The following is a 14,970-nucleotide window of genomic DNA, read 5'->3' on the forward strand; positions in this document are numbered from 1 at the left end:
GAAAAAGTTATGCACATTGAAAAAGGAGTTATGCACAATTGTTTTTCCTTTGTGCAAAGAATTAAAATTTCAATATTTTAAGAGAAGAAAAATACTTTTTTAAAAAAGATTAAAAATAAGTGAAAATGATTTTTTTATTTTTGAATTAAAAAAGTTATGCACAAAAAATAATTTTTAAATGTTATAAAAATACTTAAAAAACATTCTTTTACATTGAAGAAGAAAAAGTTATGCACATTTAAAAAGAAATTTTTCTTTAAATTTTTTAATTAATTTTTTTTAAAGTTTAAAATATTTTTTTTATTTTATAATCAAAATGTAGTATAATAAATTTAAATTTAAAGTTAAATTTTTATTTCATTTTTAATAAATTTCTTATGAAGGGAAAATTTTAAAAATAAAAAATATAAAGATGAAAAAAATATGAAGATTAATTTTAAAATAAGAGAAGAAGAAAAAATAAAATTAAAAAATTTTATATTAGGTGGATTATTTTTAATCATTGCTTATCAATTGGTTTATTTTATTTCTTCGGAAATAATTTATAAAACTCATTTTTTCCAAGTTTTTACTAGAAAAATTGTGAACGAAGAAACGAAAAGAATTTTAGATTTATGCATTAAAATTGAATATCATAGTTTTTATTCTCTTATGATAATAGTTTATTTTTGTTCTTTCGCATAGTGGGCTTGCATAACTCCTTATTTAATTTATAAATATTTATATAAAAAAGTGATTAAGCAATTATTTTTTTTCACTTGTGTTTTTACTTGTCGCTATGGTTATTTTTTTTCTTTTGCCTTTGGAAATCGAAGCAACAGATCAATGTGAAAAACAAATTGAAGAAAATAAAAATTTTTTAAATAAAATAATAATTTTTCTTTATAGAATGGAATATAAAAGAAATCTTTTATTACCTAGTATTCATTGTTCTAATAGTTGGTTTTGTTTTATCGTCTTTCGTGGTGAAAATAAAAAAAATTTTCTCAAACAAATAGTTTTTATTCAATTTTTTTTAGCTATCTTGGTTTATTTTTCAACTTTCTTATTGAGACAACATTATATTTTAGACGGTATTGTAGCCATTATATTGGTAGAATTGATTTGTTTTATTGTTAAAAAAACATTTTATAAAAAATAAAAATTGATTTTTAAAATGATTATATATTATTTTTTCATTTTTCATAAAAAATTTTTACTTTTATATTTCTAAAATAAAATTATTTATTTTATTAAATTATCAAAGTAAAGGAAGAATCATAATTTAAAAAACAAAATGAATACCAATCAATTAATAGAAAAAAAGAAACTTAATTTTTTAAATATGTTAAAAAACCCTAAAGGGAAAAAATTATTTTATTTTGTTTTATTTATAACTTTATTTACAATTTTGGCAGATATAATAACTTTTTTTATTTTTTCTAAACAAGAAAAGGGAATTTTTTTTTGTAAAGAAGTTTTTTTCAGATATTTAAAATATTTTACTTTTCAAATGAATATTGCTGTTTTATTAATTTTATTATCTTTTTTTTTTAAAATTAAAAATAAAAAAATTCATTCTTTATTGATAATTATTATTATGGTAGATGCTTTATTAACTTTTTTTATTTACAATCTTTTCCTTCATCCAGTTTGGAATCCTGAAATCAGTGATTTTGTTCAAATTATAAGAAATAATAATTTAGAAGATAGAATTTGGTGTGCCTTAAGCATTTCACAACACGTTTTAATACCTTTTTCTTATTTCGTTCTTTTTTTCTTTTTTGTTCCAGTTAATTTTAATAATTTTAGAAAAATATTTTTAACTTTTATTCACCCTATTTTATTCCTCTCTTTTTATTATTTGTTGTTATTCTATTCTAATAAAGGTTATCGTAATTGTAAAAAAGGAGGAGATAAATGTTTTTTTCCTTATCCTAATATTCAATGCCATAAAAAACATTCTTATCAAGACAAAGAAATTAATAAATTATTTGGCGAACCATTATTCGATATGAGAAATATTGAAGGAAAAACAGCTGTTTTTTTTAGAATACTGATTTTAACTTTTTTCTTTTCGTTTATTTTCTTCTTTGTTCTATATTTTAAGAATAAATTTAATGATAAAAAAAGCTTTTTAAAAGGTAATATAATTATATACGATTAAAAAAATAATTAAATTTAAAAAAAGGTTGATAAAAATGTCAATTGCAAAAAAAAGATTAGTGACGGGAATAAAGCCAACTGGAGATTTAACTTTAGGCAATTATTTAGGAGTCGTTAAACCGTTAGTTAATTTTCAAAAAAAATTTAATCAAGAATATGATCTTTATGTTTTTATTGCTGATTTACACGCTTTAACAAAATTTCAAGAACCAATATTATTAAAAAAAAGAATTAAAAATATCGCGGCTCTTTATTTAGCTTCAGGTTTAGAACCTTCTCAGGTTAATTTATTTGTTCAATCAGAAGTTGTTCAACATACTTATTTGAGTTATATAATGGAGTCTACTTCTTATTTAGGCGAATTAAACCGAATGATCCAATTTAAAGAACATAAAAAAAATAATTCTAGTCAAAACATAAGAACTTCTTATTATACTTATCCTCTTTTAATGTCTTCAGATATTTTACTTTATGACGCTAATGTGGTTCCGGTTGGTCAAGATCAAAAACAACATTTAGAATTGACTCGCGATTTAGCCGATCGTTTTAATAGTTTATATGGAGAAACTTTTGTTATTCCTGAATTTTTAAAAATGGGTCATACAATTAAATCTTTAACCGAACCGAATAAAAAAATGAGCAAAAGTTTTCAATTGGATCCGCAAAATGATAAAGGTTGTATTTTTCTTTCAGAAGATTTGAAGATTATTAGACAAAAAATTATGAGATCTGTAACCGATTCGGATAAAAAAATTTATTATGATGTAGAAAAAAAACCAGGAATTTCAAACCTTTTAACCATTTATTCAGCTTTAAAAGATTTATCAATGGAAGAAACTGAAAAATATTTTTTAAATTCTTCTTATCAAATTTTAAAAGAAAAAGTTTCCGATGTAGTGGCGGAAACAATTGATGAAATTCAAAAGAAATTTGCTTTTTATAATAAAAACTCTATTTTATATGAAATTTTTGAAAAAGGAGCAAAAAACTCCAGTTTTATTGCAGAAAAAAAAATAAAAAAAGTTAAGAAAAAATTAGGTATCGGATGGCAATAAAAAAAATTTTTAAAAAATCTTATACCTTCAGAAGGTAGGGGGGTATTTTTTTAAATGAATGATTTAGAAAAAAAAACACAAAAAATGAAAGAAAAAAACATATGGAAATTTATTTTATTTTCTTCTTTTCCTATGATGATTTATTTAGTTTTTAACAATATTTCTAATAATATTGATTTATTTTTCTTAAAAAATAAATTTGGTTTAAAAGAAATAAGTATGTTTTCGCAAATTAATGGAGCTAAAAAAATAATTTTTACTTTTGTTTTTTCCATTATCATTGCCGGAATTTCTTTAATAGCCAGGGAATATAGTTTAAAAAACTTTGAAAAAATGAATAAATTATCTAATTTTTTTTTAGTATTTTCTTTTTTCTTTGTAATTTTTGTTTTAAGTTTTTTCATATATTTTAGAGCACCTTTTTTAAAATTATTAAATATTAAAGAAGACTTTATTGAAGATAAATACGGAAAAAGTTATTTTTTACTTTCTTTATCTTCTTTATTTTTTGTCACCATTAATATGATTATTTTAGGTTTTGAAAGAATTCAAAAACATAATTCTAAAGTTTTCTTTTTAAATTTGTTCAATTTTTTTCTAAAAATATTTATTTCTTATTTCCTTTGTGTTTGTATTTCACCTGATAAACGACTTTCGTCTGAAGAAAATTTAGAAAATTATGTCTTTTATGTTTCTCTTTCTACTTTAATATCTGATTTTTTATTAACTGTGATTTCTCTTTTTGTTATTTTTAATAAAAAAAATCTTTTTAGAATTAATTTGAAAAAAGCTTCTTTTGATAAAAATTTTTTAAAAAAATTATTTCAATTGTTTTTATCTATTTTTTCTATTAGAATTAGTAATATTTTAACTAAAGTTATTCTTAATTTTTCTATCATTAATGAAACTACTAATGGAGTAATAACGGTCGCCACTTATAGTTTGGTTAGTTTCTTTATCGGTATAATTTATAATATAGAAATTTCTTTTGAAGAAACGCAATCTTTTTTAGTTAATAAAAATATTGAAAAAAATAATTTTCATGAGACTTTTCAAATTTTAAAAAAGACTCTTACATTAGTTATTGTTATCGCTTTTATGACTTTGTTATTTATTTTTTTCCAATGGGAAAGTATTTTTAATTTTTTAAATAAAAATAAAAATAACATTGAGGAAATTAGAGGTATTTTTCAAACTTTAATATATTTTGACTTCTTCTCTTCTTTAATAAGTGTTTTTAATCTTTTAATAATGAGTGTTTTATTATCTTATAAAAGAATTTATAGTGTTTTATTTTTAAATTTTTTAAAAATGTTTTTAATTGGTTTTGTGTTCTTGATTTTAAATTCTTTTAAATATTTTTCTTCTCATCAATTGTTAGGAATGTCTTTATTATTAAATAATATAGTTATTTTCAGCATAACATTAGTTTTTTTCTTTTCAATATATAAAAAAACCAAAGATTAAAGAAAAATTTTTAAAAATATTATACCAAAATTAAAACAAATGTATTTTAATTTTGGTATAATATGAATAATTTATTTTTATAGAATTTTATTTCCATTAGAAAAGAATAAATTATTTCTTTTTAAATGAATAATTTTTAATAAAAATAATAATAGATAAAAAAGGTATATAAGGTATATATGAGCAACTCAGGCAGGCGTTTAGAAGAAACAAAAATTATTAATATAAAAAATTTTACATTGTTTTTGACATTATCTTTTATTTATTCTTTATTAGATGTTCTTTTTAGCAGTGGTAATTATGACATTAATTTATATGCAACAGGGGTTCACGGCATTGGTGATGCTATTGCTAAAGTTTTAAAAAATATTTTTCAAATTGAAAATCCTTTATTTATTGGTTTTTTTGCAACTTCTTTTTATGGAATTGTGAACGGAATTTTATTAATTTTAATTTCTTTTCCGAAATTAGATCGTAAATTTAGTATTACCACTCTTTTAAATAGTTTTTTTATTTTATTTTTTATACTAACATTAACTTATTTAATTAATGATCTAAATTTTTTGGGACTTAAAAATTTTTTTGGTCGTTTCCCTGAAGATAGCGGTTTTGGTCTTTCTTTATTGAGAGTTATGATTGTTGCCGTCGTAGGAGGGATTACTTACGGCATTCTTATTGGAAAAGGCAGTTCTAGTGGTGGAATGGATATTATTTCCAAGTATTTAAACATTTATAAGAAAAAAGATATATCTGTAATCACTTGTATTTTGAATTATTTGATTGCTATTATATCCACTTTATTAATTTATTTTGGTACTGGAAAATTCCAATGGGAATCTATTATTTTAACTAATTTAGTTAAAATACCTTTAAACACTTTTTTTGTATATTTAGCCATTAAAAAAACTAAACCTAAAAACGAAATTAAAAACCAATTTTAAATAATTTATTTTTAAAGAAAGAAAATGATTTAAAAATGAAATATATTTTAAAAGAATTTGAATTATATCTTTCGGATGAAATTATTTTATCTTTTAATACGGTTAAATCTTATCTAACCGATGTTAAACAATATTTAAATTTTATAGAAAATGAATTAAAATTGAAAGATTTTAAAGAAATTAATAAAGAACATGTTTCTTTGTTTTTGTCTCATATGGCAAATAATAAACGCATAGGGAGTAAAACTTTAGCGAGAAAAATTATCGTTATTAAAAAATTTCATCATTTTTTATTATTAGAAAAAAAAATAGATTATGATATTTCTTTAATGTTTAAAATGCCTAAAATAGATAAAACCTTACCGGCGGTTTTATCTAAGGAAGAGGTGTTTTCCTTTTTAGAACAAGTCAATAAAAATGATTCTATTATCGAAATAAGAAATAAAGCTATTTTTGAATTGATGTATGGTTCAGGTTTGAGAATAACCGAACTGTTAAATTTGACTTTAGATAATCTAGATTTTAAACAATCACAAATTATTATTTTAGGAAAAGGTTCCAAAGAAAGGGTTGTTCCTATTTCCAAATATTCTTCAAAAATAATTAAAGAATATTTGGATCTTTCGCGTAAATTTTTATTAAAAGATAAAAAAAGTAATTTAGTTTTTTTAAATAATAAAGGTGAACGTTTATCGAGGCAAGGATGTTATAAAATATTCAAAAAGATTATCAAATTAGTAGGGTTATCATCTAAATCTTCCCCTCATACCTTGAGACACTCTTTCGCCACTCATTTGTTAGAAAATGGTATAGATTTGAGAACTTTACAAAACATTTTAGGTCATGAAGATATTTCTACTACTCAAATTTATACTCACATCAGTCAAAAACGTTTAAAAGAGGTTTATTTTCAATTTCATCCTCGCGCTAAAAAGATAAAAAAAATTCCCCCATTTAAAAAGACTAAAAAGAAGAATAACTTGGATTAAAAAAATTTACAAAAGGATTTTAAAGCGAAAATGCATTTTTTAAATTTATTATTTTATTCACAATTATTTTTTTTAGAACAAAAAAAAGATTCTTTAAAAAAAGATTGTCAAAAGAATAATTATCAATTTATTAATTATAAATTAGAAAGCGATAATTGTTTACAAGCGATCGAACAATTAAAACAAGAATTATTTACGAATTCTTTTTTTTTCAATAAAAAAATTATTTTTATTGAAAATATTTCTTTATTATTTCTTCAAAAAGATATCTCTTTTTGGCTTGATTATATTGAAAAACCTAATCCTAATATTATTATGTATATTACTGCGGAAAAAGATAATTTCCCTGCTCATATTAGAAACAAAATAAATAAAATATTTAACGAAGAAAAAATTATTAATCTTTCTGAAAAAGATTTAATTCCATATGTTTCAGATCTTTTTAAAAAAGATAATTTTTTTATAGAAAAAAAAATAATTCTCCAATTAATTCAAAAAACTAACGGTAACTTATTCTTATTAAATGAAGAAATTAAAAAAATTAAGTTATATCATCATTCGGATAGAGTTATTTTTGATATGAAATCAATAGATAAATTGGTTTACTCTGAAGAGCAAAATATTTTTTCTTTAATCCATTCTATTATTTATATTAAAAACCCTATTGATAGTTTTTTAATTTTTAAAGAAATGATGAAACAAAAAACAGATGTTTTTTTAATTATTCATCAAATTTTGAAAAAACTACAAGAACTTATTATTGTTAAAACTTTAATAAATAAAAAAAAAAGTCAAAAAGAAATAGCTTTTATTTTAAAATTCCCTCCCACTAAAATATATTATTTAACAAAAGAAAGTCAAACTTTAAACAAAGAAAAAATAACTAATTTATTTTTATCTTTATTAGATTTATTTTATCAAATTAAAAAAGGAGTTTTAGATCCTAAAATTAATTTAGAAATGTTTTTTATGAAAAAAATCTTTATATAAGGGCTTGTTTAATCATTTCTAACGAAACATCGCCTTTTCTAATAACTTCCCAAGAAGGAGTAGTTGTATCAATAACTGTGGAAGAAACATTAGAATTTGTTTGTTTATTAGGGTAAATATAATCTACTTGATTTTTATATTTATCAACTATTTCTTCAAAATTATTTAAAGGTGGTTGGCCGCTGTCGTTGACAGAAGTCACTCTTACAGGTCCTTCATCTTTTAATATTTTTAAAGCCAATTTATGATTAGGAATTCTAATTCCTATTTTTTTTTCTTTAGTTAATTGATAAAAAGAAGGAGTAGTATTCACGATTAAAGTAAGAGCTCCTGGCCAAAAAAAAAGACTTATTTTGATAATTTTGATATCTATAAGAGCTATATTTTTAACTTGTTCTAACGAATAAAATAAAATAGCTATTGGCTTATTAAGATCTCTTTTTTTAATTTGATAAATCTTTTTTAAATTTTCTATATCATTGATTTTAGCTCCTATACCATAAACAGTATCAGTAGGAAAAATAATAATTTTATTTTTTTTAGTCATTTTTTGAAAATTCTTCTTTTAATTTTTGTTTTTCCATTTCATCAATTAAAGGTTCGATGACTAAATCTATTTTACCTTCCATAAATAAATCTAGTTTTTGAAGTGTTAAACCTATTCTATGATCTTTTACTCTATTGCTTGAATAATCATAAGTTCTGATTTTTTCACTCCTTTCGCTTTTACCGATTAAATTCTTTTTAACATCATTTTTATCTTTTTCTTGTTGAGATTTTATTTGATAAAAAATTCTATTTTTTAACAATTGAAAAGCTTTATCTTTATTTTCGTGTTGACTTTTAGCTGTTTGAGAAGCAACACTTAGACCTGTAGGCAAGTGAGTCAATCTAACAGCTGATTTAGTAGTATTAACTGATTGACCGCCTGGACCACTAGAATTATAAGTATCTACTCTAATATCATTCCAATTAATATCTAATTCAATATCTTTAGTTTCAGGAATCACCAATACTTTCACAGTTGAAGTATGTGTTCTTCCTTGACTTTCTGTTTCGGGCACTCTTTGAACTCTATGAACGCCTGATTCATATTTTAAAAAGGAATAAATATTTTTACCAGAAATCATTAATTCTACTGAACTAATTCCGTTTTTTAAAGTTTGGGTGAAATTAATGATTTCTGTTTTCCATTTTTTATTTTCCGCGTATTTCATATAAGTACGAAACAAATCTGAAGCAAAAAGGTTGGCTTCTCTACCGCCAATTCCACCTTTAATTTCCATAATAACGTTTTTTTCGTCATCTTCATCTTGTGGTAACAATAATTTTTTTAATTCTCGGAGTTTATTTTGAATTTGTTGTTTTAATTCTTCTTTTTCTGCTTTAGCTAAAATAATTAATTCGTTATCTTTTGGTTCTTCTTTTTTGATGATTTGTTTAGTTTTTTTTAATTCTTCTTCTAAATTTAAATATTGATCATAAACAAAAACAATTGTTTGTAATTTATGATATTGTTTTAAAAGTTCAACGTTTTTTAAATTTTCTAAATTATCTGATATTTTTTTTTGTAAATTTAAATAATTTTCTTTCATTAAATTTAATTTATCAAACATTATCTTCTCCTTGCTAGATTATTTTTTTTATAAAAAAAATATCTATTGATGGTGCTTGTTAATTTCGAAAAATTATTCCGGTATTATATCAATTTCTTTAAATAAAAGGTAATCTAAATTTAAATTAAAATGTTTAGTACCAGTCGCTCCTTGACGGTTTTTAGAAATAATTAATTCAGTATGGCCTAAATCAGCTAAAGGAACGTCTTTTCTGTCTTTGTTATAATAATATTTTCGATATAAAAACATCACAATATCAGCGTCTTGTTCAATACTACCAGAATCTCTTAAATCAGATAAAATAGGCCTTTTATCTTCTCTTTTTTCTACTTCTCGGGAAAGTTGTGATAAAGCTAAAACCGGTATTTTTAATTCTCTAGCCATTTCCTTTAAACTCTTAGAAATATCAGAAACCTCTTCTTGACGGTTGAAAAAACCTTGATTATTAGTTTTATTAGCTTTTCTGATTAATTGTAAGTAATCGATAATAACTATATCCAATTTATCTTGTTTTTTTAATTGTCTACATTGAGACCTAATATCTAAAATATTAGCTGCTGCTGAATCATCGAAATATAAATTTAAATCTTGCAACGTTTCGATCGAATAATTAACTTGTTTTAATTGTTGTTGATTCAATATTCCTAATTGAATGTTTTTATGAGAAATTTGGCTTTTAGCACTTATCATCCTAGAACCTAATTGTTCGTTAGACATCTCTAAACTGAAAATAGCCACAGAAGTTTTGCCGTTTTTATTTTCTTGAGCAATATTAACTGCTATATTCATCATTAAACTACTTTTCCCCATGGAAGGTCTAGCTGCTAAAATGATTAATTCTTCTGGTTTTAAACCTAAAGTAATTTCGTCTAAACCGGCATAACCAGTTTTTAAACCGATAATATTATTATTCCTTTTATTTTCAATAGTGAGCTTTCTCACTTCTCTTAATAGATCTTTTAGGAGGATAAATTTATTACTTTTTTTATTTTTAGAAATTTGAAAGAATTTTTCTTCCACACTATTTAAAAACTCTTCATTATGAAGATCAGGATTGCTAAGTCCTTCGTGAACGATAGCGGAAGCTGTTTTAATAATGTTTCTTTTTAAAGCCGTTTCATGGACCAAATCAATATAAGTATCTAGATGATTTATAGAAGGAATCATATTAGTTAATTTAATTAAATAATTCGTGCTACCTTCTATTTTTTGGTTTTTGTTTTTTAATGTAAGTGAAACGGTATAAAAATCAATTTGTTGAGATTTTTGGTATAATTCTATCATCGCCATAAAAATAAATTGATGATTAATATTAAAAAATTCTTCTGCTTCTAAACGATCTACCACATTAACTATTTGACTAGATTCTAAAAAAATAATACCTAAAATAGCTTGTTCTGCTTCTAAATGATAAGGAAGTTTTATATTTTCATTCATTTTTATTTTCCACTACATTAATAATAAAGGATGCCGTTATATCTTTTTTCAAAACTACTGAAGCTTTGTAGATTCCTAAAGAATTGATTTCGCTGTCTAAAACAATTTTTTTCTTGTTAATTAAAATATTGAATTCTTTTAAAAATTCATCCACTATTTGTTTCATAGTGATTTTTCCGTAAATTTTTCCTTTTGGGCCAACAGTAATTTTTAAATTAATTTGTTTATTATCAATATCTTTTTTTAATTTATTCATTAAAGCAGTATGTTCTAAATCTTGTTGTTCTTTTAGTTGTTTGTCTTTTTCTATTTGTTTAATGTTTTTATCATTAGCTAAAAGAGCCTTTTTTTCTTTAATTAAAAAATTACCATAACCTATAGTAACTTCGATAATGTCATTTGTATTACCCTTATTTTTAACATCTTCTAATAAAATTACTTTCATATTTTTAGCCCCTTCTTTATATTCTAACGCTAATATATTTTTTAATTTTCCTACAATGATATCAATATTGCTTTCTTTTATTTGAGTTGCTGCACTATTCATATGACCGCCGCCGCCCATTTGTTCCATAATGATTTGAACGTTAACATTATTATAAGATCTAGCACTAATACCTATTTCTTTTTCTTGCAAACGACCAACAACAAAAGCTGCCTCAATATTTTGAATATTTAAAACATTTTCAGCTACTTTCGCTAAAAAGGAACGATTTTCTACTATTTCATTACTTTTAACAATAGCGAATCTATCCATATAAATTTCCATATTAGAAATTAATTGGTTCATTTTTAATATTTTAGAAAATTCTTGTCTAAACCAAAATTTTACTTTATCGCTTTCTGCTCCCATAGAAATTAATTGCGAAGCGGCTTCTAAAGTTCTTGAATTAGTACGATAAGTAAAATAATTAGTATCTATTACCATTCCACCATACATAACACTAGCTTCAAAAGGAGTAATATCTATTTTTTGGTTTAAAAAATAGATTAATTCAATTAACATCTCTACAGTGGAAGAAGAGGAAGAATCTATATAAGCAAAAGTGTTAACGATGATTTCATCAGAAGATCTATGATGATCAATAATGATCGTATTAGGTGTTAAATCCAATAATTCTGGACTATTAACGATTTCTTTGCTTTGCGTATCTAAAACAACTAATAAAGAATTTTTATTAATGATATTTTTAGTTTTGTCTGTAGTGATAATATTTTTAGATAATTCTGGTTCTTCTTTTAATAAGTTTTGATAAATAATTTTAAAATTTTGATCCATCTTTTCTTCGTCTAAAATAATATAATGTTCGTAATTATCATTAATAGATAAAGCTATTTTATAAAAAGCAATCATCGAACCCAAAGAATCTAGATCAGGATTAATATGACTTAGAAAAAAACAATTATTATTTTGTTCTAAAAGATCTCTGATAATTTCTGAGTTCACTCTAGCAGACACTTTAGAATTAGTACTTAAAGAAGATTGGGTCGCGCCGAAATATTGAATTTTTTGGTTTTCAATATTAACAACTACTTGATCTCCACCTCTTTTTTGTGCTAATTCAATCGCGCTTTGAGCGTAAGAAGCTAATCTATTATAAGGTAAATTATAACAAGCTACACCCATAGAAAGAGTGATTTTTAATTTATATTTTTTAGAAATATCACGGATCGTTTTTAAGATAGAAAATTTATCACTCATGATATTTTCTAATTGTTGACGGTTTAATAATAATAAAAATTTATCATCTGACAATTGCTTTAAATAACCTTCATATAATTCTACAAAATCAGATAAAACACTTAAATATTCTGCTTTGATTTGAGATTGTTCAGAAAAGTCCCAATTTTTTAAAGAATCTTCTATATTATCAAAAGATAAAAAAACTAAAACAGGTGTTTTTTGGCGATAAAGGCTTTTAATTTTCTCTCTTTCGGTAACATTAAACAAATAAAAAAGATTAAATTCTTTATTGTATAAACAATCAAAAATTTCCTCACCAATAGTTAAAATAGTTTGTGTTTGGTTGGAATTTAATAATTCTTTCATTTTGGGGTGTAAATTTTGTAAAGGAGTATTGATAGTAGGTTTTTTAAAGATTTTATCAGCGTAAGGATTAATCCATTGCATCTCATTAGAAAAAGAATCGATCACTATAATGCCTATCGGCAATTCATTAAAAACTTCTTCACCGATTTGATTAACAAAATAAGATAGTTTGGACCATAAGGAAAGTCTGTTTTGTAATTTTTTAATTTTTAAATGATTTTTAAAATTAAAATAAATGCTAAAAAGGACGAATAAAAATATTATTTGACCTAAAAGGCTAAAAAATAACTTCAAAATATTGCTTTTTATTTCTTCGAATTGTTTTTTAGGATTATCCATTATGTCTTTAATGTGATTATAATCATAAATAGCTAAAATAACGAATACAGAAATTAAAAGAATAATTAAGAAGTATTTTTTATAATTGAGATTTTTTTTTCTCAATGATTTGAACATAATTTTTTGTAAACTCACTTTTCTATCATAAATTTTATTTTGAAAAATAATTTATTTTTAATTTTAAAAATAATCAATTCTCAATATAAAAAATAAAACAAGCATTATTAACTTGTTTTATTTTTTTTATGATTATTGTATTACAAAAGGCATTAAAGCCATGTGACGAGCTCTTTTGATAGCTATCGCTAAACGTCTTTGCCATTTAGCAGATGTTCCAGTAGTTCTGCTTGGTAAAATTTTGCCTCTATTATTGACAAATTTACTTAATATTTCTACATCTTTAAAATCGATTCTAGTCACTTTGTTTTGAGTAAAGTAACATACTTTACGACGTTTTTTAAAAAATTTCTTTTTACCTGATTTCATAATCTTTTAACGCTTTCTTACATTATAGTTATTTAGTTAAATTAAAAAGGGAATCCATCATCTTCATTAATATTAAAATCTTCTGCTGCTGAATTCTGGGAATAATCACTGTGATTATCTTTGTTTTTTCTAGATTCTAAAAAATGAATAGAATCACATTGAATTTCTGTTGTGAATTGTTTTTTATCCGTACCATTGTCAAAAACGTTAGTTTTAATTTTACCTTCAATACCGATTAAAGCACCTTTAGTAATATATTTAGCTAAATTTTCTGCTTGTTTATTCCAAACAACACAACGAATAAAATCAGTTTCTCTAACACCTTCAGAGTTAGTAAAATTCCTATTAACTGCTAAATTAAAGCGCACTAAAGGAATATCACCGTTAACAAAACGTAATTCTGGATCTTTTGTAATTCTACCTACTAAAACTGCTCTATTAATCATTTTAATTATTATCCTCTAATTTAATTGCCATATATCTCATTATTTCTTCAGATATATTAGCTATACGAGTAAATTCAGCTACAACTGTGCTGTTAGCATCAGCTAATAACCAAACATAATAACCTTTGTTGAATTTTTGAATAGGATAAGCTAATTCTTTTAATCCCATTTCTTTCAATTCTGTAACTTTACCCTCTTTTGTAAAAATACCATTAACGTTATCAATAATTTTTTTTACATTTTTTTCTTCTAAATTAGGTTGTAAAATATACATTACTTCATATTTATTCATGATGATAACCTCCTTTTGGTCTTTACGGTCTTGTTTGTTTGATTCACAAGACAAGAATTTTAAAGGTTTTTTAATCAAAAAACCTTTAAAAGAAATGCTGATTATTCTAGCATTTCTTAAATTGATCATTGTTATTTCATTTATATAAAAATAAAAAATAATATTTTTTTATTAAAACAAAATATGGAAAAATAATATTTTTAACAATGCATACATATACATTAATTACCTATTTATAATTATTGTATCTATGTTTAATTTTAACAGATAAAAAAATAATTTCAACGTGTAAATGGAATTATTGATCCATTTTTTTAAAACGAATGTTTTTTCTTCTTAATCGGTAACCTTTTTTTAAAAAAGTGTTTCTTTAAAATGTAAAAAAATAAGAGGTTTTATTAAAAAACCTCTTATTTATCTTGTTTTATTATAAATTGAATTTAATTTGGTATAATGCTTGTATTAAATCAACAGTTTTAAGCGCTACAGCAACTAATTGAGGTAATAAATGAAAATCTCTTGATTTAAAAACCATTATTTTTTTCCCCACTTGTAATAATTATTTGGTTTGTGGATCTGTTAAAGGCGGAATAGTAGGCAAATTATTTCTTAAAAAGTTTTTCGCTTTTTCTTGAAAGAGTAGGTGATAAGTGAATAAAGTTGTTTTTCTATTTAAATAAAAATTAAATAAAAGGAGATTTTAAATGTCTAGAAAAA

15 protein-coding genes are annotated in these 14,970 nt (G+C 22.9%); 8 read left to right on the forward strand and 7 right to left on the reverse strand.

Annotated features, from left to right (window positions below):
* Positions 1-423 precede the first annotated feature (423 nt).
* From RI01_RS00835 to holA, 8 genes are all read left to right on the forward strand, one after another.
* Entirely contained in the window at positions 424-684 is a 261-nt protein-coding gene (locus tag RI01_RS00835) for a hypothetical protein (RefSeq protein ID WP_017192773.1), read from the forward strand.
* A gap of 112 nt (positions 685-796) precedes the next feature.
* Complete coding sequence (locus RI01_RS00840; RefSeq protein ID WP_161598042.1) at positions 797-1,141, forward strand: phosphatase PAP2 family protein; 345 nt, start codon at positions 797-799, stop codon at positions 1,139-1,141.
* 135 nt (positions 1,142-1,276) lie between these two features.
* Positions 1,277-2,146, forward strand: a complete 870-nt coding sequence (locus RI01_RS00845) for a hypothetical protein (protein WP_017192775.1) — start codon at positions 1,277-1,279, stop codon at positions 2,144-2,146.
* A 34-nt stretch (positions 2,147-2,180) separates the two neighbouring features.
* Entirely contained in the window at positions 2,181-3,200 is a 1,020-nt protein-coding gene (trpS, locus tag RI01_RS00850; protein WP_017192776.1) for a tryptophan--tRNA ligase, read from the forward strand.
* Between the two features lie 54 nt (positions 3,201-3,254).
* A complete protein-coding gene (locus RI01_RS00855; RefSeq protein ID WP_017192777.1) occupies positions 3,255-4,667 on the forward strand; it encodes an MATE family efflux transporter in 1,413 nt (470 codons plus the stop codon).
* Positions 4,668-4,846: 179 nt separating this feature from the next.
* Positions 4,847-5,608, forward strand: coding sequence for a YitT family protein (locus tag RI01_RS00860; protein ID WP_017192778.1), 762 nt, complete (start codon positions 4,847-4,849; stop codon positions 5,606-5,608).
* Positions 5,609-5,643: 35 nt separating this feature from the next.
* On the forward strand, positions 5,644-6,597 hold the full coding sequence (gene xerA, locus RI01_RS00865; RefSeq protein WP_017192779.1) for a site-specific tyrosine recombinase/integron integrase: 954 nt from the start codon (positions 5,644-5,646) through the stop codon (positions 6,595-6,597).
* A gap of 30 nt (positions 6,598-6,627) precedes the next feature.
* Complete coding sequence (gene holA, locus RI01_RS00870; RefSeq protein ID WP_017192780.1) at positions 6,628-7,587, forward strand: DNA polymerase III subunit delta; 960 nt, start codon at positions 6,628-6,630, stop codon at positions 7,585-7,587.
* Here holA and RI01_RS00875 read toward each other — a convergent pair.
* The 7 genes from RI01_RS00875 to rpsF form a co-directional block, all read right to left on the reverse strand.
* Positions 7,580-8,134, reverse strand: coding sequence for an L-threonylcarbamoyladenylate synthase (locus tag RI01_RS00875; RefSeq protein WP_017192781.1), 555 nt, complete (start codon positions 8,132-8,134; stop codon positions 7,580-7,582). The genes holA and RI01_RS00875 overlap by 8 nt on opposite strands.
* Positions 8,127-9,203, reverse strand: a complete 1,077-nt coding sequence (prfA, locus tag RI01_RS00880) for a peptide chain release factor 1 (protein ID WP_017192782.1) — start codon at positions 9,201-9,203, stop codon at positions 8,127-8,129. Before prfA ends, RI01_RS00875 begins: the two co-directional genes overlap by 8 nt.
* Positions 9,204-9,275: 72 nt before the next feature.
* On the reverse strand, positions 9,276-10,640 hold the full coding sequence (gene dnaB, locus RI01_RS00885) for a replicative DNA helicase (RefSeq protein ID WP_017192783.1): 1,365 nt from the start codon (positions 10,638-10,640) through the stop codon (positions 9,276-9,278).
* Positions 10,633-13,146: a 50S ribosomal protein L9 gene (gene rplI / locus RI01_RS00890; protein WP_017192784.1), complete on the reverse strand. Its 2,514-nt coding sequence runs from the start codon at positions 13,144-13,146 to the stop codon at positions 10,633-10,635. Before rplI ends, dnaB begins: the two co-directional genes overlap by 8 nt.
* Positions 13,147-13,278: 132 nt before the next feature.
* Positions 13,279-13,515, reverse strand: a complete 237-nt coding sequence (gene rpsR / locus RI01_RS00895; protein ID WP_017192785.1) for a 30S ribosomal protein S18 — start codon at positions 13,513-13,515, stop codon at positions 13,279-13,281.
* A gap of 41 nt (positions 13,516-13,556) precedes the next feature.
* Positions 13,557-13,961 (reverse strand): single-stranded DNA-binding protein, encoded by a 405-nt coding sequence (locus RI01_RS00900; RefSeq protein ID WP_017192786.1) that lies wholly within the window; start codon positions 13,959-13,961, stop codon positions 13,557-13,559.
* A 1-nt stretch (position 13,962) separates the two neighbouring features.
* Complete coding sequence (gene rpsF / locus RI01_RS00905) at positions 13,963-14,253, reverse strand: 30S ribosomal protein S6 (protein WP_026052433.1); 291 nt, start codon at positions 14,251-14,253, stop codon at positions 13,963-13,965.
* Between the last annotated feature and the right edge of the window lie 717 nt (positions 14,254-14,970).

The sequence above is a fragment of the Italian clover phyllody phytoplasma str. MA1 genome (genome assembly GCF_000300695.1).
Lineage (GTDB): Bacteria > Bacillota_I > Bacilli_A > Acholeplasmatales > Acholeplasmataceae > Phytoplasma.

Bases quoted from the DNA above. Each gene is read 5' to 3' on its own strand.
- RI01_RS00855 (WP_017192777.1), top strand. From the start codon at position 3,255: ATGAATGATTTAGAAAAAAAAACACAAAAAATGAAAGAAAAAAACATA.
- trpS (WP_017192776.1), top strand. From the start codon at position 2,181: ATGTCAATTGCAAAAAAAAGATTAGTGACGGGAATAAAGCCAACTGGA.
- RI01_RS00835 (WP_017192773.1), top strand. From the start codon at position 424: ATGAAGATTAATTTTAAAATAAGAGAAGAAGAAAAAATAAAATTAAAA.
- RI01_RS00900 (WP_017192786.1), bottom strand. From the start codon at position 13,961: ATGATTAATAGAGCAGTTTTAGTAGGTAGAATTACAAAAGATCCAGAA.
- RI01_RS00860 (WP_017192778.1), top strand. From the start codon at position 4,847: ATGAGCAACTCAGGCAGGCGTTTAGAAGAAACAAAAATTATTAATATA.
- rpsR (WP_017192785.1), bottom strand. From the start codon at position 13,515: ATGAAATCAGGTAAAAAGAAATTTTTTAAAAAACGTCGTAAAGTATGT.
- holA (WP_017192780.1), top strand. From the start codon at position 6,628: ATGCATTTTTTAAATTTATTATTTTATTCACAATTATTTTTTTTAGAA.
- xerA (WP_017192779.1), top strand. From the start codon at position 5,644: ATGAAATATATTTTAAAAGAATTTGAATTATATCTTTCGGATGAAATT.
- RI01_RS00845 (WP_017192775.1), top strand. From the start codon at position 1,277: ATGAATACCAATCAATTAATAGAAAAAAAGAAACTTAATTTTTTAAAT.
- dnaB (WP_017192783.1), bottom strand. From the start codon at position 10,640: ATGAATGAAAATATAAAACTTCCTTATCATTTAGAAGCAGAACAAGCT.
- RI01_RS00875 (WP_017192781.1), bottom strand. From the start codon at position 8,134: ATGACTAAAAAAAATAAAATTATTATTTTTCCTACTGATACTGTTTAT.
- rpsF (WP_026052433.1), bottom strand. From the start codon at position 14,253: ATGAATAAATATGAAGTAATGTATATTTTACAACCTAATTTAGAAGAA.
- prfA (WP_017192782.1), bottom strand. From the start codon at position 9,203: ATGTTTGATAAATTAAATTTAATGAAAGAAAATTATTTAAATTTACAA.
- rplI (WP_017192784.1), bottom strand. From the start codon at position 13,146: ATGTTCAAATCATTGAGAAAAAAAAATCTCAATTATAAAAAATACTTC.